The organism is Pseudoclavibacter sp. VKM Ac-2888, assembly GCF_015351285.1.
Taxonomy (GTDB): Bacteria; Actinomycetota; Actinomycetes; order Actinomycetales; family Microbacteriaceae; genus Pseudoclavibacter.
This window is the reverse complement of record NZ_JADKSM010000001.1, coordinates 1,383,219-1,400,773: the sequence shown is the minus strand read 5'-3', so window position 1 is coordinate 1,400,773 and position 17,555 is coordinate 1,383,219. Positions and strand designations below refer to the sequence as shown.

At 68.0% G+C, this 17,555-nt stretch carries 18 protein-coding genes; 10 read left to right on the top strand and 8 right to left on the bottom strand.

All coding sequences use genetic code 11. From position 1 onward, the window contains the following. Window positions 1-30 precede the first annotated feature (30 nt). A complete protein-coding gene (locus ITJ61_RS06715) occupies window positions 31-840 on the bottom strand; it encodes a siderophore-interacting protein (protein WP_194685841.1) in 810 nt (269 codons plus the stop codon). Window positions 841-996: 156 nt separating this feature from the next. On the opposite strand from ITJ61_RS06715, the gene ITJ61_RS06710 reads away from it, so the two are divergent. The 3 genes from ITJ61_RS06710 to ITJ61_RS06700 all read left to right on the top strand — a co-directional run bounded on the left by ITJ61_RS06710 (window position 997) and on the right by ITJ61_RS06700 (window position 4,000). Beyond that, the gene (locus ITJ61_RS06710; RefSeq protein ID WP_194685840.1) at window positions 997-1,767 is read left to right on the top strand and encodes an alpha/beta fold hydrolase; all 771 of its coding nucleotides are present in this window, start codon (window positions 997-999) and stop codon (window positions 1,765-1,767) included. A gap of 101 nt (window positions 1,768-1,868) precedes the next feature. Then, on the top strand, window positions 1,869-2,957 hold the full coding sequence (locus ITJ61_RS06705) for a GNAT family N-acetyltransferase (RefSeq protein ID WP_194685839.1): 1,089 nt from the start codon (window positions 1,869-1,871) through the stop codon (window positions 2,955-2,957). A 92-nt stretch (window positions 2,958-3,049) separates the two neighbouring features. After that, on the top strand, window positions 3,050-4,000 hold the full coding sequence (locus ITJ61_RS06700) for an SDR family NAD(P)-dependent oxidoreductase (protein WP_194685838.1): 951 nt from the start codon (window positions 3,050-3,052) through the stop codon (window positions 3,998-4,000). Here ITJ61_RS06700 and trxA read toward each other — a convergent pair. Next, window positions 3,940-4,326: a thioredoxin gene (gene trxA, locus ITJ61_RS06695; protein WP_194685837.1), complete on the bottom strand. Its 387-nt coding sequence runs from the start codon at window positions 4,324-4,326 to the stop codon at window positions 3,940-3,942. The genes ITJ61_RS06700 and trxA overlap by 61 nt on opposite strands. 104 nt (window positions 4,327-4,430) lie before the next feature. On the opposite strand from trxA, the gene ITJ61_RS06690 reads away from it, so the two are divergent. After that, on the top strand, window positions 4,431-5,918 hold the full coding sequence (locus ITJ61_RS06690; RefSeq protein ID WP_194685836.1) for an MFS transporter: 1,488 nt from the start codon (window positions 4,431-4,433) through the stop codon (window positions 5,916-5,918). Between the two features lie 67 nt (window positions 5,919-5,985). On the opposite strand, the gene ITJ61_RS06685 is transcribed toward ITJ61_RS06690, so the two are convergent. The 5 genes from ITJ61_RS06685 to ITJ61_RS06665 form a co-directional block, all read right to left on the bottom strand. Beyond that, the gene (locus ITJ61_RS06685) at window positions 5,986-6,273 is read right to left on the bottom strand and encodes a YciI family protein (protein ID WP_194685835.1); all 288 of its coding nucleotides are present in this window, start codon (window positions 6,271-6,273) and stop codon (window positions 5,986-5,988) included. Window positions 6,274-6,281: 8 nt separating this feature from the next. Beyond that, on the bottom strand, window positions 6,282-7,202 hold the full coding sequence (locus tag ITJ61_RS06680) for a PRC-barrel domain-containing protein (RefSeq protein ID WP_194685834.1): 921 nt from the start codon (window positions 7,200-7,202) through the stop codon (window positions 6,282-6,284). Between the two features lie 107 nt (window positions 7,203-7,309). After that, window positions 7,310-8,251, bottom strand: a complete 942-nt coding sequence (locus ITJ61_RS06675; RefSeq protein ID WP_181064988.1) for a DUF4349 domain-containing protein — start codon at window positions 8,249-8,251, stop codon at window positions 7,310-7,312. A 72-nt stretch (window positions 8,252-8,323) separates the two neighbouring features. Beyond that, the gene (locus ITJ61_RS06670; protein ID WP_194685833.1) at window positions 8,324-9,154 is read right to left on the bottom strand and encodes an aldo/keto reductase; all 831 of its coding nucleotides are present in this window, start codon (window positions 9,152-9,154) and stop codon (window positions 8,324-8,326) included. A 40-nt stretch (window positions 9,155-9,194) separates the two neighbouring features. Beyond that, on the bottom strand, window positions 9,195-10,409 hold the full coding sequence (locus tag ITJ61_RS06665) for an MFS transporter (protein ID WP_104241773.1): 1,215 nt from the start codon (window positions 10,407-10,409) through the stop codon (window positions 9,195-9,197). A gap of 331 nt (window positions 10,410-10,740) precedes the next feature. Here ITJ61_RS06665 and nrdH point away from each other — a divergent pair, with 331 nt between their 5' ends. From nrdH to ITJ61_RS06635, 6 genes are all read left to right on the top strand, one after another. Next, window positions 10,741-10,977 carry a glutaredoxin-like protein NrdH gene (gene nrdH, locus ITJ61_RS06660; protein WP_068478736.1) on the top strand — a complete coding sequence of 79 codons (237 nt, stop codon included), beginning with the start codon at window positions 10,741-10,743 and terminating at the stop codon, window positions 10,975-10,977. Between the two features lie 121 nt (window positions 10,978-11,098). Next, window positions 11,099-11,530, top strand: coding sequence for a class Ib ribonucleoside-diphosphate reductase assembly flavoprotein NrdI (nrdI, locus tag ITJ61_RS06655; protein WP_104241771.1), 432 nt, complete (start codon window positions 11,099-11,101; stop codon window positions 11,528-11,530). Then, on the top strand, window positions 11,527-13,653 hold the full coding sequence (gene nrdE / locus ITJ61_RS06650) for a class 1b ribonucleoside-diphosphate reductase subunit alpha (protein WP_104241769.1): 2,127 nt from the start codon (window positions 11,527-11,529) through the stop codon (window positions 13,651-13,653). Before nrdI ends, nrdE begins: the two co-directional genes overlap by 4 nt. Before the next feature lie 105 nt (window positions 13,654-13,758). Continuing rightward, on the top strand, window positions 13,759-14,742 hold the full coding sequence (nrdF, locus tag ITJ61_RS06645) for a class 1b ribonucleoside-diphosphate reductase subunit beta (RefSeq protein ID WP_104241767.1): 984 nt from the start codon (window positions 13,759-13,761) through the stop codon (window positions 14,740-14,742). Window positions 14,743-15,096: 354 nt separating this feature from the next. After that, window positions 15,097-15,258, top strand: a complete 162-nt coding sequence (locus ITJ61_RS06640; RefSeq protein ID WP_160073323.1) for a hypothetical protein — start codon at window positions 15,097-15,099, stop codon at window positions 15,256-15,258. An 89-nt stretch (window positions 15,259-15,347) separates the two neighbouring features. Beyond that, the gene (locus tag ITJ61_RS06635; RefSeq protein WP_104241765.1) at window positions 15,348-15,881 is read left to right on the top strand and encodes a DUF6328 family protein; all 534 of its coding nucleotides are present in this window, start codon (window positions 15,348-15,350) and stop codon (window positions 15,879-15,881) included. Here ITJ61_RS06635 and ITJ61_RS06630 read toward each other — a convergent pair. Continuing rightward, window positions 15,845-17,149 carry a metallophosphoesterase family protein gene (locus tag ITJ61_RS06630; protein WP_194685832.1) on the bottom strand — a complete coding sequence of 435 codons (1,305 nt, stop codon included), beginning with the start codon at window positions 17,147-17,149 and terminating at the stop codon, window positions 15,845-15,847. The genes ITJ61_RS06635 and ITJ61_RS06630 overlap by 37 nt on opposite strands. Window positions 17,150-17,555: the final 406 nt, after the last annotated feature.

Genomic DNA, 17,555 nt, shown 5'->3' with positions numbered 1-17,555 from the left:
GGGGTCACGCACTCGATTTCCACCGTTCGGTCAGGCCTGCGCGGCTTCGCTGCGGCCGAGTTTCCAGTAGCCGGCGAAGGTCACCTGGGTCTTCGGTACGGCGAGGTCTCTGACCAGGTGTCGGCGGACGCCGGTCGCGAGCTGCGACTCGCCGACGGCGAAGGCGTAGGGCGTCGAGCCCTCGAGTCGGGTGTCTCGTGCTGCCTGCAGCGCCGTCTGGCCAGGGCGAGCCCCGTCCGGGCGTGTCACCCAGTCGAGCGTGAATCCCGAAGGCAGTTCCACGGGCTGCGCGTCCCCTTGAGATGGGATCTCCACGATCGCGTGCCCGCGGGCTGTCCTCGGCAGGTCGCGGAGGATGCCGACGATCGCGGGCATCCCGGTCTCGTCGGCGACCAGCAGCTGCCAGTCGGTGGATGCTGGTGGCGCGAATCCGCAGCCCTGGTCGATGAGCGCGACGGGTGCGCCGATCTGTGCGTCGCGAGCCCATGGGCCGGCGATGCCGGCGTCGCCGTGCACGATCACGTCGATGTCGAGCTGTCGTTGGGCTTGGCGGAACTCGCGCACGGTGTAGTTGCGGATGGCGGGGCGCGTGGACTGCGAGATGAGCAGGTATTTGAGGTAGCCCTTGAAGTCGATGCGGTCGTGCACGCGATCGAAGACGGTCTCGTCCTGCTGGGGGAGCAGCAGGCGGAACCACTGGTCGAAGCCGAGGCCTTGGAAGCGGGCGAAGTCATCGCCCTCCAGCGTCACGCGCACGACGTGCTCGCTCACGCGCTCTCTGGCCGCGAGGCGCGACCTGACGAGACCGCTCGCGGCGTGCGTGGTGGTGATGTTCGACATGGTCGCTCCTTCGTAAGTTAGGTTTACCTTAGTCGCGGGGGTGCAGCTGGGCCAGTGGGTGGATCCGAGAGGTGCGCTGTCCGCGGTGCACACGGTGCCGCGTCTACGCTGGAGCGAGGGTGCGTAGCATTGAGAGCCAGCGAAGGAGTGGATCGCATGACGGGTGACGAGGCAGACGCTCCCGTTCGCGCGCTGCGACCACTCGGCTCCGCCAAGGCGGAACCGCATTCGATCCGGCCAAGAGGGCTCAGCGTCGACCTCACCGGCGGCAGCGTCGGAGTGCTGGTCCGCGTCTCCAGAGAGGGACGCAAGCACGACAATCTCCTGCTGCTCGGGGAGCCGCATGGTGCCACGGCCGAGACGCTCGCCGGGCTCCTCCCGGATGCACACGTCCTGGCGCCGTCCATCGACGATCTGGGCTGGCCGCAGCGTTCGAGAGCGGCGAGAGACACGACCGCGCACGCGGTCGTCGAGCTGATGGACCACTTCTCCGTCGAGCGAGCGGTGCTCGTCGGCACGGAGAGGGGCGCGGACCTCGCCGTCGCGGTCGCCGCCGCCCACCCGGAACGTGTCGGAGCCCTCGTCCTCGTCAACGGCGGCCTCGGCGACGCTCAGCTGGCCGACGACGATGGCTCCTCCTCACGCGACGCCCTCGCGGGTCTCCGTGTTCCCGTCGCGTTCCTGTTCGGCGGTGCTGTGGCCGAGACGAACGGCTACACACCATCGTCGGTCAGCGCCACCACGTCGTGGTTGCGCCACGTCGACGCGCAGGAAGTCGCCGAGGGGCAGCACGACCGCTTCGATGAGCAGTCGATCGCCGTCGTCGCCGACATCGTCGAGAGCCAGTTCGCCTCCGTGCGGGCCAGGGCCGCGCATCCGGCGACCGGTTCGCACCGCATCATCGCGCCTGACGACGACGAGCGCTGACTCCAGAGCGGTCCCGTGCCGCCGCGCGTGTGCCTCCGGCGTCGTATGCTGGACAGTTGCACATGCGGGCGCGGCTTGCCCGGAGAAGTATTGGATGGTCTATGAGCGTCGCACCAAGCGTCGATCCCCACACGAACACGAACCCTGGCACCTTCACCGTTCGAGAGGCCCGAGCGGACGAATTCGCCGCCATCGGGGCACTCACGGTTCGATCGTTCGACTCGGGCGGGCACGGCAATGAGCGCTGGCGCGAGTCCCGCCGGGCAGCCGAACTCGGCGTCGCCGCCCGCAGCGAAGCCGGGACCGTGCTCGTCGCCGTCACGGACGAACCCGAGCACGGCGCTCCCGAGATCCTTGGAACCTCGACGCTGCTGCGCGCCGGCACCGAACCGGCGCGTCTCGCCCGCGGTGACGAGGCGGAGCTGCGCTTCACCGCCGTCGCCCCCGAAGCTCGCGGCGCGGGGGTCGCAGACGCGCTTGTCCACGCCGCTCTCGACCTCGCCCGGCGGAGCGGTGCCCGCGCGGCAGTGCTCGATGTCGGCGTCTCGAACTCGCAGGCGCGGCGGCTGGCGGAACGAGTCGGCTTCTCGCGGGTCAAAGGGCGCGACACTGACGATGAGACGTTCGGAGCCGAGCTCGCCTACCGCTACGACCTCACGCAGACCGAAGGCGTTCGCCTCCGCCTGGTTCGGCACGACGAGGTCGAGCTGGTCGGGCGCCTCACCGAGCGCGCGTACAGCAACGACTACGTGGTCACGGCGAGCTACGCCGAGGACCTGCGGGACGCCGCGAGCCGAGCCAGCGAAGACGAGGTCTGGGTTGCCGAGGACATCGCGACCGGAACGATCCTCGGATCCGTCTGGACGCCACGACCAGGGCAGCGGATCTCGCAGCTCGCAAGGCAGGGCGAGCTCGACTTCAGGATGCTCGCCGTAGCCCCCGAGGCGCGCGGGCGCGGCATCGGACAGACGCTCGCGGGCCACGTCATCGCCCTCGGGCGGGATCGGGGAGCGTCGCGGGTCGTCATGAACAGTGGCCCGGAGATGCTCGGCGCCCACCGCCTGTACGAGCGGCTCGGCTTCGTGCACCTCACCGACCGGGAGGGGCCCAAGGAGGTCGCCCCCGGAGTCGTCGTACATCTCTACGCGTTCGGCTACGACCTGCAGGCCTCCCCAGCTCTGGAGATCTGACGCTCCTAGACTGCTGAGGCAGGATCTCTCAGCCACAGCCAAGAGGAGCGGACCATGCCGCGGTACGAGCACTTCGATGAAGGCGACGACGCGTGAGCGCCGCAGCTGAGTTCGGGCCCCACGACCTCTCCGGCAGGCGCTACCTCATCACGGGCGCGTCGACGGGGCTCGGCTTCTTCACGGCGAAGAGCCTGGCTGCCCGGGGCGCGAACGTCGTCATCACGGGACGAAGCGCCGCGAGGCTCGAGGCTGCGGCCGCAGCCATGGGACGATCCGAGCTCGTCACGACCCTCGCCTTCGATATCGCGGAGCTCGAGGCGATCCGCGGCGCGGCGTCCACACTCATCGGCGACCCGTCGTCAGCTGCGTCCGGGTTCGACGGTCTTGTCCTCAACGCCGGAGTCGTGCATCCGCCGACCGAGCGGGAAGAGACGAGCGACGGCATCGAGCGGGTCTTCGCCACGAACGCGCTCGGCCACTTCGCCCTCCTGAGCCACCTCTCAGTGGGGGCCGCGCTCCGTGAGGGTGCCGCCCTCGTGTGGCTCGGCAGCATCGCGCCCGCGCTCACGAGGGCACACCTCGAGGATGTGCAGCTGCGCGGCGGCTACACGTCCTGGAACGCCTACGCGCAGTCGAAGCTCGCGACGCAGGTGCTCGCGATCGAGGGGGGCCGTCGAGCGCGCGCCGCTGGCGGGCACGTGCGCAGCCTCGTCGCGCATCCCGGCTACTCGACGGGCGGTCTCACCCTGACGATCCCGGGCGTCCACGAACCGTCGCTCGGCAAGCGCACCCTGGACAGCCTCCTCGCCTTCGCGGCGCAAGGCAAGCACGAGGGTGCCCTCTGCCAGCTCAGGGCCGTCACCGACCCGCAGCTGGCAGGCGGGGAGACGATCGTCCCCGCCCACCTCACGCGGGGAATGCCCGTTATCGGCACCTCGCACTGGCGCAGCTACGACCCCGAGCTGGGGGAGAAGCTCTGGGCCTACTGCGCCTCGTTGGCGGGCGCAGCGCCCGACTTCGCGGCGATCTCAGCGCGAACCTGATCCATGTCGACGTTCTCGAGGGCCTCGATGAGCTTCTCGACCCCCGCGAGCGGCATGGCCCCGGCCTCGCGGTAGAGCAGCACGCCGTCGCGGAACGCCATCAGCGTCGGGATCGACGTGATCTGCAGGCCGGCGGACAGCTCCTGGTTGTTCTCTGTGTCGACCTTCGCGAACGTGATGTCCTCGTGGCGCTCCGAAGCGGCGGAGTAGATGGGACCGAACTGGCGGCAGGGGCCGCACCATTCGGCCCAGAAGTCGATGAGCACGATGCCCTCGGAGGCAACCGTGTCCTTGAACGTCTCGGTGGTGATGTCGATGGTTGGCATGCGTCTCCTGTCTCTGGGCGTACGGGGAGCACAACGCGTCCCGCCCGCCGGCTATTCCTCGCGTGGCGCGCAACGGCCCGACAAGGGGCGTAGCATCCACCCTCGTGGAAACAGTCTCCCGCCCCTGGCCCGCCCTCTGGGCCCTCGTCATCGGCTTCTTCATGATCCTGGTCGACTCGACGATCGTCTCCATCGCGAACCCGGCCATCCTCAGGGATCTCCAGACCGACATCACCGCCGTCATCTGGGTGACCAGCGCGTACCTGCTCAGCTACGCCGTGCCGCTGCTCATCACCGGTCGCCTCGGCGACCGCTTCGGCCCGAAGCGCATCTACCTCATCGGCCTCGTCGTCTTCACCCTCGCATCGCTCTGGTGCGGCTTCTCGGGTGACATCGGGATGCTCATCGCGGCGCGTGCCGTGCAGGGCCTCGGCGCCGCCCTCATGACCCCGCAGACCATGTCGGTCATCACTCGGATCTTCGCGCCGGACAAGCGAGGTGCCGCCATGGGGCTCTGGGGCGCGGTCGCCGGAGTCGCCACCCTCGTCGGCCCTATCCTCGGAGGGTTCCTCGTCGACGGCCTCGGCTGGGAGTGGATCTTCTTCGTCAACGTGCCCGTCGGTGTCGTCGCGTTCATCCTGGCCTGGCGTCTCGTGCCCGATCTCGAGACCAAGGCGCACTCGTTCGACTGGCTGGGCGTGGTGCTCAGCGCTGTGGGCCTCTTCCTGCTCGTGTTCGGCATCCAGGAAGGCGAGACGTTCGACTGGGGGCAGATCGTCGGACCCATCTCCGTGTGGGGACTCATCGTCTCCGGAGTGGTCGTGCTCGTCGGCTTCGTCGTCTGGCAGCGCTTCAACCGCAAGGAGCCGCTCCTGCCGCTCGGGCTCTTCCGCGACAGGAACTTCACGGTCGCGAACCTCGGCATCTCGGTGCTGGGCCTCGCGATCGTCTCCATGCCGCTCCCGATCGCGTTCTACTTCCAGACGGCGCGCGCACTCGAGCCGACGCAGGCGGCGCTCATGCTGGTTCCCATGGCCGTCGTGTCCGGGGTCATGGCGCCGTTCGTGGGCCGCCTCACCGACCGCACCGAGCCCCGCTGGATCGCGTTCGCGGGATTCCTCATCGTGGCTGCCGCGCTCGGGTGGATGTCGCTGCTCATGACGGCCGACACGCCGCTCTGGCAGCTGCTCATCCCACCCGCCTTCCTCGGCCTCGGGATGTCCGGCCTCTGGGCACCGCTCGCGACGAGCGCCACGCGGAACCTGCCTCCCGCACTGGCGGGAGCGGGATCCGGCGTCTACAACATGACCCGCCAGGTCGGCTCGGTGCTCGGGTCGGCCGCGATCGCCGCCCTCATCAGCTCGCGCCTCGCGGCCGAGCTGCCTGGCATGCCGGCGGATGCCGCAGAGCAGAGCAGCGGCGCGCTGCCGCCCGCGGTCGCCGAGGGGTTCTCCTCGGCCCTGGGGCAGTCGCTGCTGCTGCCGATCGCCGCCTTCCTCGTGGGAGCGGTCGTCGTGCTGTTCTTCGAGAAGCCAAGGGCAGCGGCACCCAGCAGCTCCGCCGAGCCGGCGCAGACCCACGAGCAGGCCTAGTTCGTGACGAAGCCGGCCGCCGCGAGTGCGGCGACCGGCTTCGTCGAGGTGCTGGGGAGTTCGTCAGCTACGGGGTGAACGGTCCGAAGACCTGTGTCCACTCGTAGACGTCGGTCTGGCGGATGACGCCGACTGCGGCGAAGGGGTCGGCGGGGAGGAGCGCCCGCAGGGACGCCTCGTCGTCGCTCTCCCAGAGGAGCAGCGCGCCCGAGTGAGGAGCGGCCCAAGGGCCCGAGGCCTTCAGGAGGCCCGCGTCCTTCTGCTCGCCGAGCCAGGCCCGGTGCGCGGGGCGGTGCTCGTCGCGGGTGTCGGCTGAATCGTCTGCGTAGTGGTAGATCGTGGCGAAGAGAGGCACGGAGGCTCCTAGTTCCGGTCGGGGCTTGTCGGGTCGGTCGGCTCGTCGCTCGGCCGCTGGAAGCTGACTTCCTCCCACTCGGTCACCGTCGGCGCCTCGAACTCGTCGTCGCTCGCCGCGGCTTCCGCAGTCGCGATGAGGCGAGTGTCGTCGTCGTCGGCCGAGAGCAGGGGCGCCGCCGTCTCGTGGGCGTCGATGCTGGCCTCGGTGTCGAAGGCGGAATCGGCGACGGTCTCGGCGAGCAGCGCGTCCTCGGTCCGCGTCGCCTCGTCGGCGTCGCCGAAGTCGTCACCGCTCTGCTCCATGATGACGGGGGCGCTGCCAGGACGGAGCTCGCTTCCATCCTCGACGAGGCTCGTTTCCGTGCCGTTCTCGGGCATGCGCCCCGGAACCTCGTAGTGCACGTACAGCGCGTCCTCCTCGGCAGGGCTGAGGTTCTGGTCGACCTCCGTGCTGGGAGCGCTCGTCACGAGCGACTTCGAGTAGGGCACGAGGATGCGCTTCTCGTCCAGTTCCGCGACATCGAGCGGGATGAAGAACTCCTTGGTGCCGAAGAGGCCCGTCTTCACCGTGACCCAGTTGGGGTCGCGAGTCTGGTCGTCGAGGTAGACCTGGCCGACACGGCCGATCCGCTCGTCTCCCGGTCCGAAGACGGTCGCCTGGAAGATGCGGGTGAGCTTCGCCTCGTGGGCCTTGAGCTGGGCGGCTGCGCTGCTCTCGCCGCTCACGTGGCCGGTGCCGGCGGCGAGTGAGTCCGAGGTTTCGTCGGGGTCCTGGGGCGGCTCGATGGGGTCGTCTGCGAGGTCCCCGATCGTGTCGCCCGGAGCCAGGTCCTCGTCGGGGACACCCGCGGCCTCGATGCGCGTGGTGTCCTCGTCGCGCGGCTCGAAATCGGGGTCGAACTTGGTGTTCGTGTCGTCGGCAGCCATGCTGTGCTCCTCGGTCAACGTGGATGTGGCGGGCCATCCGTGCCCACGTGCGCACGAACGACCTGCACAAGACTAGCGATTGCAGCGGTGCGCTGGCCGAATCGGCGCTACGAGGCGGGCTCGGCGGGCACGCGGCCTCCGGCGTCCGGTGCCGCGGAAGCCGGCTGTGCGGCAGCGGCGGCAGCGGCCGACGCCTCCGCCCGGCGGGCCGCTCGGGCAGCCGAGGAGCGCATGCTGAGGCGCACGATGACCCAGGCCGCGGCGCCGAGCAGGGCGAGGAGCGCGAGACCGGGGAGCGCGAAGCCCAGCGCGGTCCAGAATGAGGCGAACCCGCGCAGCAGTGCCGCCATGCCGTCCTGCAGGCCCGCGAGGAAGCCAGCGGGCTCCTCCCCGGGAGACGGGGCGTCGCTCGAGATGGAGATGGAGACGGTCGAGTACGCGATGCTCTCCTCGAGTACCTCGAGCTGCGCGCGGAGGCTCTGCAGCTCGCTCGTGCGCTCGGTCAGCGTCGTCTCGATCGCGAGGAGGTCGTCGACCTCCGTGGCCGAGGAGAGCATCCCTCGCAGCGAGGTCACTGACGCTTCGAGGGTCGAGACGCGTGAGGACATGTCCGTCTTCTGCAGTGTGACGTCGACGGCGGAGGTCTCGACGGAGACCACCTCTCCGACCTCGCGCAGCTCGGTGATGAACGCGTCGTAGTCTGCTGCCGGCACCCGCGCGGTCAGCTGCGCTGAGATGGAGTCGCCCCCCGTCTCCGATCGGGCGTCGATGCGCCCGTCGCGTGCTTCCACGAGGGCCTCCACCTGCGTGCGGGCCCCGGGCACGTCGCCCGTCTGGATCCCCACGTAGCCCGTCGTGACCACGTCCCGATTCTCCTGCGTGGCGCCAGCGGCCGCCTCCGGGGCACCCGCGGAGTCCTGCGCGACGCCCTGCGGCGCCGATTCGGACTGCGACTCGGTCGAGGACATGCCGCTCGCGCATCCGGAGAGCAGGAGCGCACTGAGGGCGAGGGCGGTCGCGGCGCCGAGCCGCCGGAATGTGGTGCGCATAGGAGTCATGCAAGCACCTGGCGGCGCTCGGCGTGCTCCGAGTTCCCCCAGAGATCGACTGCGGATGCGCGATCAGAAGAACAGGTCTGGGTCCTTGCCGGTGCGTTCGCCGGACTCGAGGGCGGCGATGACGGTGAGGTCGTCGGCGTCGAGCGCGAAGTCGAAGACCTCGAGGTTCGAGGCGAGTCGCTCGCGGTGCACCGACTTCGGGATGACGACGTTGCCGAGGTCCAGCTGCCAGCGCAGCACGACCTGGGCGACCGTCTTGCCGTGCTTGTCGGCCAGGGCGAGGAGCGCCGGCTCGTCGAGCAGCGTGCCCCGTGCGAGCGGCGACCACGCCTCCGTGAGGATGCCGTGCGCTCGGTTGTACGCGCGGGTCTCGACCTGCGGCAGGCGAGGATGCAGCTCGATCTGGTTGACGGCCGGCACGGTCTCGGTCTCTGCCGCGAGGCGATCGAGGTGGTGTCCTTTGAAGTTCGAGACGCCGATGGATCGGGCACGCCCCTCGCCATGGAGCCGCTCGAGCGCTCGCCAAGTCTCGACGTACCTGCCCTGCGCCGGGGCAGGCCAGTGGATGAGGTAGAGGTCGACGTAGTCGAGGCCGAGCTTCTCGAGGCTCTCGTCGAAGGAGGTGAGCGTCTCCTCGAAGCCGTGTCGGTCGTGCCAGACCTTCGTCGCCACGAAGAGCTCCTCGCGGGGAGCCCCGCTCTCGCGGATGCCGCGGCCGACGCCCGCCTCGTTGTCGTAGAACGCCGCCGTGTCGAGGTGTCGGTAGCCCAGGTCGATGGCATCCACCACGACCCTGGTCGCCTCGAGGTCCGGGACCTTGTAGACGCCGAGACCGAGTTGGGGGATCTGGATGCCGTCGTTCATGGTCAAGCTGGGGGTGAGCGGCGAGTTCATCTGGGCCTTTCGGTCGGCGTTCTGAGCACCGGGAGCGGCATCAGGAAGGGGCGTTCAGGACGTTCATGGGCTCGGTGTCGGGTCGCGGCGCGATGTCGGCACCACGCAGGTCCGGGATATGCCCGCGCCAGAGGAGGGCGACGACTGCGCCCGCGAGGGCGAACGCGGCGCTCACCAGGAAGCCGCCGAGGGAACCAGCCAGGTCGTTCGCGATGCCGGCGAGCGCGGACCCAGCCGCGGCGCCGATGAGCTGCCCCGTCGCCATCCAGCCGTACGACTCGGCGCTCTCGCTGAAGCGGACGCTCGAGGAGACCGCGGAGAAGCTGCCGGAGAAGACGGGCGCGATGCCGAGGCCGCTCACGAAGAATGCGGCGCCGAGCCAGACCGGGTTCGTCGAGATCAGCGCGAGGCCGATGCCGAGGAACACGATCCCCATGCGGCGCGCGAGAGAGAGGGGCGCAAGCGGCAGGTGCCCGAAGGCGAGGCCGCCGACGAGGGAGCCCACGGCGAAGACGGCGAGCAGGATGCCGGTCTCCGCGCGCTCGTGGCCGAACTCCGCCACGACGGCGGCCTCGATGGCGGCGCAGGCACCGACGAGGAGGGCGCCCGTCACGGACATGAGGACGACGACCGGGTTGCGCAGCACCGCCCCCGCTCTGCGTCGCGACTTCGGGATGCGCACCTTGCCCACCTCGGGGGCTGCCACGAACCAGAGGCCACCGATGAGGGTGATGCCGGCACCGACGAGGATGCCGGCTGCTGGCGAGATCGCGAACGCGACGGCGGTCGTGGCGACGGGCCCGATCACCCAGATGACCTCCTGGAGGGAGGCGTCGAGCGAGAAGAGGCGCGACAGCTGCGATGCGGTGACGACCTTGGGGTAGATCGTCCGGACGGCGGGGGAGACGGGAGGGATGCTGAGCCCAGCCAGCACCGCGAGGATCGCCGCCTGCCAGAGCACCGGTGGCCAGAGCGCGAGCGCCGTGAGCGAGAGCGAGCACGCGATCATCGTGAAGATCAGCACGGGCCTCATGCCCCAGACGGTCATGAGGCGCCCGGCGACCGGGCCCGAGACCGCCTGGCCGATGCTCAGGGCGGCGAGGACCACGCCGGCGGAGGTGAAGTTGTCGTAGGTGTCCTCGACGTGCATGAGGATCGCGAGCGAGAGCATGCCGGCGGGGAACCTGGCGACGAGCTGCGAGAGCAGGAGTCGTGTCAGGCCTGGGGTTCTGAGTACAGTCGCGTAGTTCGTCACAGCGCCGACAATCGTACGCCTCGGACGAGGAATGTCGGTGGTTGGGGACAGACTGTGCACAACCGCCGGAAAACGGTGGAGAAACGCCGGAAACTGGGGCATTTTCTGTGGAGGACTTGTGGAGAACTACACGGTTGTAACACCCTATCTAGTGGTGGTAGCCTCATCGAGCACAAGATGTAGTGGCCGCGGGAAACTGCGACACAACGGGGGTTCATCCACCTGGCACCGCGTGAGACTGCTTCGGCAGGGCCGCGAGAGACCGGGCGAGACGCTTTCAACACACTGCACGAATAGCACTCCCCAAGCACTTAGGAACCAGGAGAAAACCATGGCAATCGCCGTCTACAGCAAGCCGTCATGCGTGCAGTGCACCGCCACCTACCGTGCCCTCGACAAGCAGGGCATCGAGTACGAGATCTTCGACGTCTCCGCAGACGAGAAGGCGCTGCAGACCGTCAAGGAGCTCGGCTACATGCAGGCTCCCGTCGTCATCGCGGGCGACGACCACTGGTCGGGCTTCCGCCCCGACAAGATCAGCCAGCTGGCTGCTCTCGCAACGGCCTAGCCGTCGCACCGGGCGACGCTCACTGCGCTGATCGTCGTTCACCGCTCTGAGCGCTCGCATCTCGAAACGCGACTCATGACGCGCATCAAGGTATGACGCGGATGAAGAAGGGACTGCACCCATGACCGGGCTCATCTACTTCTCGAGCGTCTCCGAGAACACGCGCCGCTTCGTCGAGAAGCTCGACCGGCCAGCGAGCCGCATCCCGCTCTTCCCGAGCGAACCCCAGCTTGTCGCGGACGAGCCCTACGTGCTCATCCTCCCCACCTACGGCGGGGGAGATGGGCGCGGGGCCGTCCCCAAGCAGGTCATCAGATTCCTCAACGAGCCACGCAACCGCGAGCTCCTCCGCGGCGTCATCGCCGGCGGAAACACGAACTTCGGCAAAGGCTACGGCCTCGCCGCCGACATCATCTCCTCGAAGTGCGGCGTACCAACGCTGTATCGCTTCGAACTCTTCGGCACGCCAGACGACGTCGCCGCAGTCAACTCTGGATTGGACAGGTTTTGGCAGCAACAACCGCTCTCGACGACGCAAGTGTCATCACGATGAACGCACCAACCGCGGCGAACACGCTCGACTACCACTCGCTCAACGCGATGCTCAACCTGTACGACGAGAACGGCCAGATCCAGTTCGACAAGGATCGCGAAGCCGCTCACCAGTACTTCATCCAGCACGTCAACCAGAACACGGTGTTCTTCCACGACCTGGAGGAGCGCCTCGAGTACCTCGTCGAGAACGAGTACTACGAGCCCGAGACCCTGGCGATGTACGCGCACTCCTTCATCGAGGGGCTCCGCAACCGCCTCTACGCGAAGAAGTTCCGCTTCCCGACCTTCCTCGGCGCCTTCAAGTTCTACACCTCGTACGCGCTCAAGACGTTCGACGGCAAGCGCTACCTCGAGCGCTTCGAGGACCGCGTGCTCATGGTCGCGCTCGGCCTGGCGCAGGGCGACGAGACCCTCGCCACGTCGCTCGCCGACGAGATGATCGCCGGGCGCTTCCAGCCCGCGACCCCGACGTTCCTCAACACGGGCAAGAAGCAGCGAGGCGAGCTCGTCTCCTGCTTCCTCCTCCGCATCGAGGACAACATGGAGTCGATCGGCCGCTCCATCAACTCCGCCCTGCAGCTCTCGAAGCGCGGAGGCGGCGTCGCCTTCAACCTGTCGAACATCCGCGAGTCGGGTGCGCCGATCAAGCAGATCCAGAACCAGTCCTCGGGAATCATCCCGATCATGAAGCTGCTGGAAGACTCCTTCTCCTACGCGAACCAGCTCGGCGCGCGTCAGGGTGCTGGAGCCGTGTACCTCAACGTGCACCACCCCGACATCATGCGGTTCCTCGACACCAAGCGCGAGAACGCCGACGAGAAGATCCGCATCAAGACGCTGTCGCTCGGCGTCGTCGTCCCGGACATCACGTTCGACCTCGCCAAGCGCGGCGAAGACATGTACCTCTTCTCCCCGTACGACGTCGAGCGCGTCTACGGCAAGCCGTTCGGCGACATCTCCGTCACGGAGAAGTACTACGAGATGGTCGACGACGCACGCATCCAGAAGACGAAGATCAGCGCACGCCAGCTGTTCCAGACCCTTGCCGAGATCCAGTTCGAGTCCGGATACCCGTACATCATGTACGAGGACACGGTGAACCGTGCGAACCCCATTGAGGGCCGCATCAACATGTCGAACCTGTGCTCGGAGATCCTCCAGGTCAACTCGCCGACGACGTACACCGACGACCTCGGCTACGAGACCATCGGCAACGACATCTCCTGCAACCTCGGGTCGATGAACATCGCCGCCGCCATGGACTCGCGCAACCTCGCGACGGCCGTCGAGACCGCGATCCGCGGCCTCACCGCCGTCAGCGACATGAGCCACATCGCGTCGGTGCCCTCCATCGCGAAGGGCAACGACGAGTCGCACGCCATCGGCCTCGGCCAGATGAACCTGCACGGCTTCCTCGGCCGCGAGCGCATCTTCTACGGTTCCGAAGAGGCTCTCGACTTCACGAACATCTACTTCTACACGGTCGTGTTCCACGCGATCCGCGCCTCGAACCTCATCGCGACCGAGCGTGGCAAGTCCTTCGCGGGCTTCGAGCGCTCCACCTACGCGACGGGCGAGTTCTTCGACAAGTACGTCGACGTCGAGTGGGCTCCCAAGACGGAGCGCGTCCGCGAGCTCTTCGAGGGCATGCACATCCCGACGCAGGCCGACTGGGCCGAGCTGCGCGAGCTCGTGCAGAAGCACGGCATGTACAACCGCAACCTGCAGGCGGTTCCGCCGACCGGTTCGATCAGCTACATCAACCACTCGACGTCGTCGATCCACCCGATCGCGTCCAAGATCGAGATCCGCAAGGAAGGCAAGCTCGGCCGCGTCTACTACCCGGCGCCCTACCTCTCGAACGACAACCTCGAGTACTTCGAGGACGCCTACGAGATCGGCTACGAGAAGATCATCGACACCTACGCCGAGGCGACGCAGCACGTCGACCAGGGCCTGTCGCTGACGCTCTTCTTCAAGGACACGGCGACGACCCGCGACATCAACCGCGCGCAGATCTACGCGTGGAAGAAGGGCATCAAGACGATCTACTACATTCGTCTTCGCCAGCTCGCGCTCGAGGGCACCGAGGTCGACGGCTGCGTCAGCTGCATGCTGTAGGCCCCTCCCTGCTTTCGAGTCAGCCCTGCTTTCGAGTGAGGCCTGCCTCCGGGTGAGCTGCCCGACCATTCCCGCACGAACGCGACAGAAAAGAACTCCACGCACATGAACCCGCAGGCCGAGACGAGCCACCTTCTCGAGAAGGTCCAGGCGATCAACTGGAACCGCATCCCAGACGAGAAAGATGTCGAGGTCTGGAACCGACTCGTCAACAACTTCTGGCTCCCCGAGAAGGTGCCGCTGTCGAACGACGTGCAGTCGTGGAACACGCTCACGCCTGCAGAGCAGACGCTCACCATGCGCGTCTTCACGGGGCTCACCCTGCTCGACACGATCCAGGGAACCGTGGGCGCGGTCAGCCTCATCCCCGACTCGCTGACGCCGCACGAGGAGGCCGTCTACACGAACATCGCGTTCATGGAGTCGGTGCACGCCAAGAGCTACTCGTCGATCTTCTCGACCCTCTCGAGCACGCCGCAGATCGACGACGCGTTCCGCTGGTCGACGGAGAACGAGAACCTGCAGCGCAAGGCGCAGATCGTCATGAACTACTACCACGGCAACGACCCGCTCAAGCGGAAGATCGCGTCGACGCTGCTGGAGTCGTTCCTGTTCTACTCGGGCTTCTACCTGCCCATGTACTGGTCGAGCCACGCCAAGCTCACCAACACGGCCGACCTCATCCGCCTCATCATCCGCGACGAGGCAGTGCACGGCTACTACATCGGCTACAAGTACCAGAAGGGCCTCGAGCTGGTCGACGAGGCCAAGCGCCAGGAGCTCAAGGACTACACGTTCGAGCTGCTCTTCGAGCTCTACGAGAACGAAGTGCAGTACACGCACGACCTGTACGACGAAGTCGGCCTCGCCGAGGACGTCAAGAAGTTCCTGCACTACAACGCCAACAAGGCGCTCATGAACCTCGGGTACGAGCCCATGTTCCCCTCGAGCGTCACCGACGTGAACCCGGCGATCCTGTCGGCGCTCTCGCCGAACGCCGACGAGAACCACGACTTCTTCTCCGGGTCGGGCTCCTCCTACGTCATCGGCAAGGCCGTCAACACCGAAGACGAGGACTGGGACTTCTAAGCCCAGCTCTCTCCACCACGCGCCACCCTCGAGGCGGTGCCGACCAGGACTCCTGGTGGGCACCGCCTCGAGGCGTCTCCGGCGCCCCCCGCCGAGCAGCGCTCCGCGCCCGGCGGGCAAACCGCTGCCCGCAAGGTCGGGAGCGGACTTCTGGTCGCTTCCGCTGTGTTGTGACGACCACAACACAGCCCTCGACCTTGGCAGCCCTGCCCGGTGCGGAGTCAGGGGCATTCTCGTCCTGGTGTGTAGGAGCCAATTCCTGCCGCGATCCAAGCGCCGAGCGCTACGCTCAGCCTGCGGCACTCCGCCGCGCGGGCTGCGCAACGATGCGCCGAAGACGATCGAGGAGACTCCATGGGACACGACAAGAACGAAGAGCTGCGCGAAGAGCACGAGCATCAGGAAGAGCACCGCCAGGAACGTCGCGACGAGAAGTTCGAGACCGGCGACGGCGCCGTCGACGACGAGGGATCGCAGGACCGCCGACGCCAGGACGGCATCAGCGACCTCGCCTGACCGCTGAGCCCGGCACGCCACGAGTCGCGTGCCGGGCACCCGGCGGGACGAGCGATGGGCGAACGCCTCCCAACACCGCAGGAGAAGCCATGATCGACAGCGACGTCGACACCACGTCCGATGACGGACGAGACGAGACCCCCAACGAACGCTCGGACCGCAACTGGAGCGAGCTTATGCAGGAGTTCCGCGTGCTGCAGACCGGCACGCAGATCATGGCCGGTTTCCTGCTGACGCTGCCGTTCCAGCAGCGCTTCACGGAGCTCGGGCCGTTCGATCACGTGCTCTACCTGTGCCTCGTCATCTTCGCCGTCCTCGTCACGCTCCTCGCGCTCGCGCCCGTCATGCTGCATCGCATCCTGTTCGGCGAAGGGGCGAAAGCGCAGCTCGTCCACGCCGCCAGCGTCATCCTCATCCTCTGCCTCATCGCAGCGTCACTGCTCTTCGTGGGCATCGTGCTCTTCGTGTTCGACTTCGTCGTCTCGCCGACCGCCGGAATCTGGGCAGGCGGAGCCGTGGCCGTGCTCGTGGTGCTCCTCTGGACGGTCGGCCCCAGGCTCCTCAGGAACGCGCGCGACCGAGCGGCTCACGCCTCACCGACGCCGAACGCATCGAAGACCTGAGCCGGCACCTCGGGGGTCCGGGCGTCGTACAGGTAGCTCTCGACGACGGCAGCCGCATCCGCTTTCTCGCCTGCGCCTGCGCCTGCACCTGCACCTGCAGACACGGTCAGCACGCTGAACACGCTCAGCCCCGGCTCCGCGACGTAGGGGAGTGGCTCGCCGGCCGCTCCGAGCCGAGGGGCACGCGTCGGAACGATGGGGTCGAGGCCGCCCGCGTCACCCTGCGCCACTGCATCGTGCGCGTTCCACCGGAACGACGGGCGCGTTCGACGGCGGCCGCTGCTCTGATCGAATGCCCCGTGTGTGCTCCCAGCGTGCGACGTCTCGAGGTACTGCACGCCCGCCGCTGAGGCGAACCTCGACCACAGGTGCGAGTGCCCGCCGATGACGAGGTCGACGCGCGCAGCTTCGAAGAGCGGTGCGATGTCGCGCAGCAGGATGCTCTCGGCCGACGGGTAGTCGTAGCGCACGCCGGTCAGCTCACCGAGTCCGTCGCGCTCCTCGAGGCGAACGGGATGCGCGAAGTGCGGCATCGCGTTCACGCCGATGCTGTGCGGGCTCTCGTGCATGACGACCACGCGCAGCCTCGCCTCCGTGAAGGCGGGGCTCGCGAGCTCGCGGCGCAGCCACTCGTACTGCGGGCTCCCGGCCTGCAGGTCGTCGACGATGTGCGACCCGTAGCGCTGAGCCAGCGGATCCTCGAGCGCGTGCGCGGCCTCCTGGTAGCGGCTCGACACGAGGCGAGCGGCGGGGTCGTCGTCGGCCCGGTCGGAGCGCCACACCCGCGTCGCGCTCAGGGCGACGATGCGCACCCCGCCGAAGGTGACCGCGTAGAAGCGGGAGCCGGACGGCGAGGGGAACAGGGTCTCGTAGTTCGAGAGGCTCAGACCGTCGTCGGACACGCGCACGGGCGATGCGCCCTCGAAGGACTCCGAGAGCGTCCGCCCAGGCTCTCGCCTGCCCTGGACCTCGTGGTTGCCGACCACCGAGAAGATCGGCGTGCTCGGCAGGATGTCTCGCATGGACGGGAAGAACGCGGAGCCGCGAGCGTCGTCGAACCACTCCGAGGCGCGGTCGGGGACATTCACGAAGTCGCCCGCGTACAGCACGGCGTCGAAGGGGCCAGCGGCTTCGCTCGCATGCCGCATGGCTACCGGGACGGGAGCGCCGAGCTGGTGGTCGCTCGTCAGCAGCAGACGCAGGAGCGGGGCGTCCGCGGGCGGAGCTGCGGAGAGGCGTGCGACCCGGGAAGCGGCGGCACCGCTCACGACCCGATACGCGCAGCCGACTCCGGGCTCCAGGCCCGAGGCTCGAGGCTCGAGCCGACTGGCGCCACACCTCACGCATGACCGTCGTCTCCGTCTCGAGTGCGTTCCGGAGGTCCTCGAGCCCGGCGGGGAGGAAGCTCTCGCGGTCCTCCGCCATCGCGGACAGTCGGACGCCAGCGGATCTCGTCACCTGAGCGCCCGGCAGCGAGCTCGCGAGCGCAGGGTCCCTCAGCTCCTCGACCGACAGCTCCGCGAGACGCTCGCCGAGCTCGATCGGCACGACGATGAGGCGGGAGTCGCGAGCCTCCCCGTCCGTCACCCAGGCGACCTCCACGCCCGAAGCGTCGGGCAGCACCAGATACGGCTCGCACAGCAAGCTGACGTCGTTCTCGTCCCGCATCGTTCC

What these genes read in the sequence shown, in the direction of transcription:
- ITJ61_RS06715 (WP_194685841.1), bottom strand. Translation starts at nt 840, where the DNA reads ATGTCGAACATCACCACCACGCACGCCGCGAGCGGTCTCGTCAGGTCG.
- ITJ61_RS06710 (WP_194685840.1), top strand. Translation starts at nt 997, where the DNA reads ATGACGGGTGACGAGGCAGACGCTCCCGTTCGCGCGCTGCGACCACTC.
- ITJ61_RS06705 (WP_194685839.1), top strand. Translation starts at nt 1,869, where the DNA reads ATGAGCGTCGCACCAAGCGTCGATCCCCACACGAACACGAACCCTGGC.
- trxA (WP_194685837.1), bottom strand. Translation starts at nt 4,326, where the DNA reads ATGCCAACCATCGACATCACCACCGAGACGTTCAAGGACACGGTTGCC.
- ITJ61_RS06680 (WP_194685834.1), bottom strand. Translation starts at nt 7,202, where the DNA reads ATGGCTGCCGACGACACGAACACCAAGTTCGACCCCGATTTCGAGCCG.
- ITJ61_RS06675 (WP_181064988.1), bottom strand. Translation starts at nt 8,251, where the DNA reads ATGCGCACCACATTCCGGCGGCTCGGCGCCGCGACCGCCCTCGCCCTC.
- ITJ61_RS06670 (WP_194685833.1), bottom strand. Translation starts at nt 9,154, where the DNA reads ATGAACTCGCCGCTCACCCCCAGCTTGACCATGAACGACGGCATCCAG.
- nrdH (WP_068478736.1), top strand. Translation starts at nt 10,741, where the DNA reads ATGGCAATCGCCGTCTACAGCAAGCCGTCATGCGTGCAGTGCACCGCC.
- nrdI (WP_104241771.1), top strand. Translation starts at nt 11,099, where the DNA reads ATGACCGGGCTCATCTACTTCTCGAGCGTCTCCGAGAACACGCGCCGC.
- nrdE (WP_104241769.1), top strand. Translation starts at nt 11,527, where the DNA reads ATGAACGCACCAACCGCGGCGAACACGCTCGACTACCACTCGCTCAAC.
- nrdF (WP_104241767.1), top strand. Translation starts at nt 13,759, where the DNA reads ATGAACCCGCAGGCCGAGACGAGCCACCTTCTCGAGAAGGTCCAGGCG.
- ITJ61_RS06640 (WP_160073323.1), top strand. Translation starts at nt 15,097, where the DNA reads ATGGGACACGACAAGAACGAAGAGCTGCGCGAAGAGCACGAGCATCAG.
- ITJ61_RS06635 (WP_104241765.1), top strand. Translation starts at nt 15,348, where the DNA reads ATGATCGACAGCGACGTCGACACCACGTCCGATGACGGACGAGACGAG.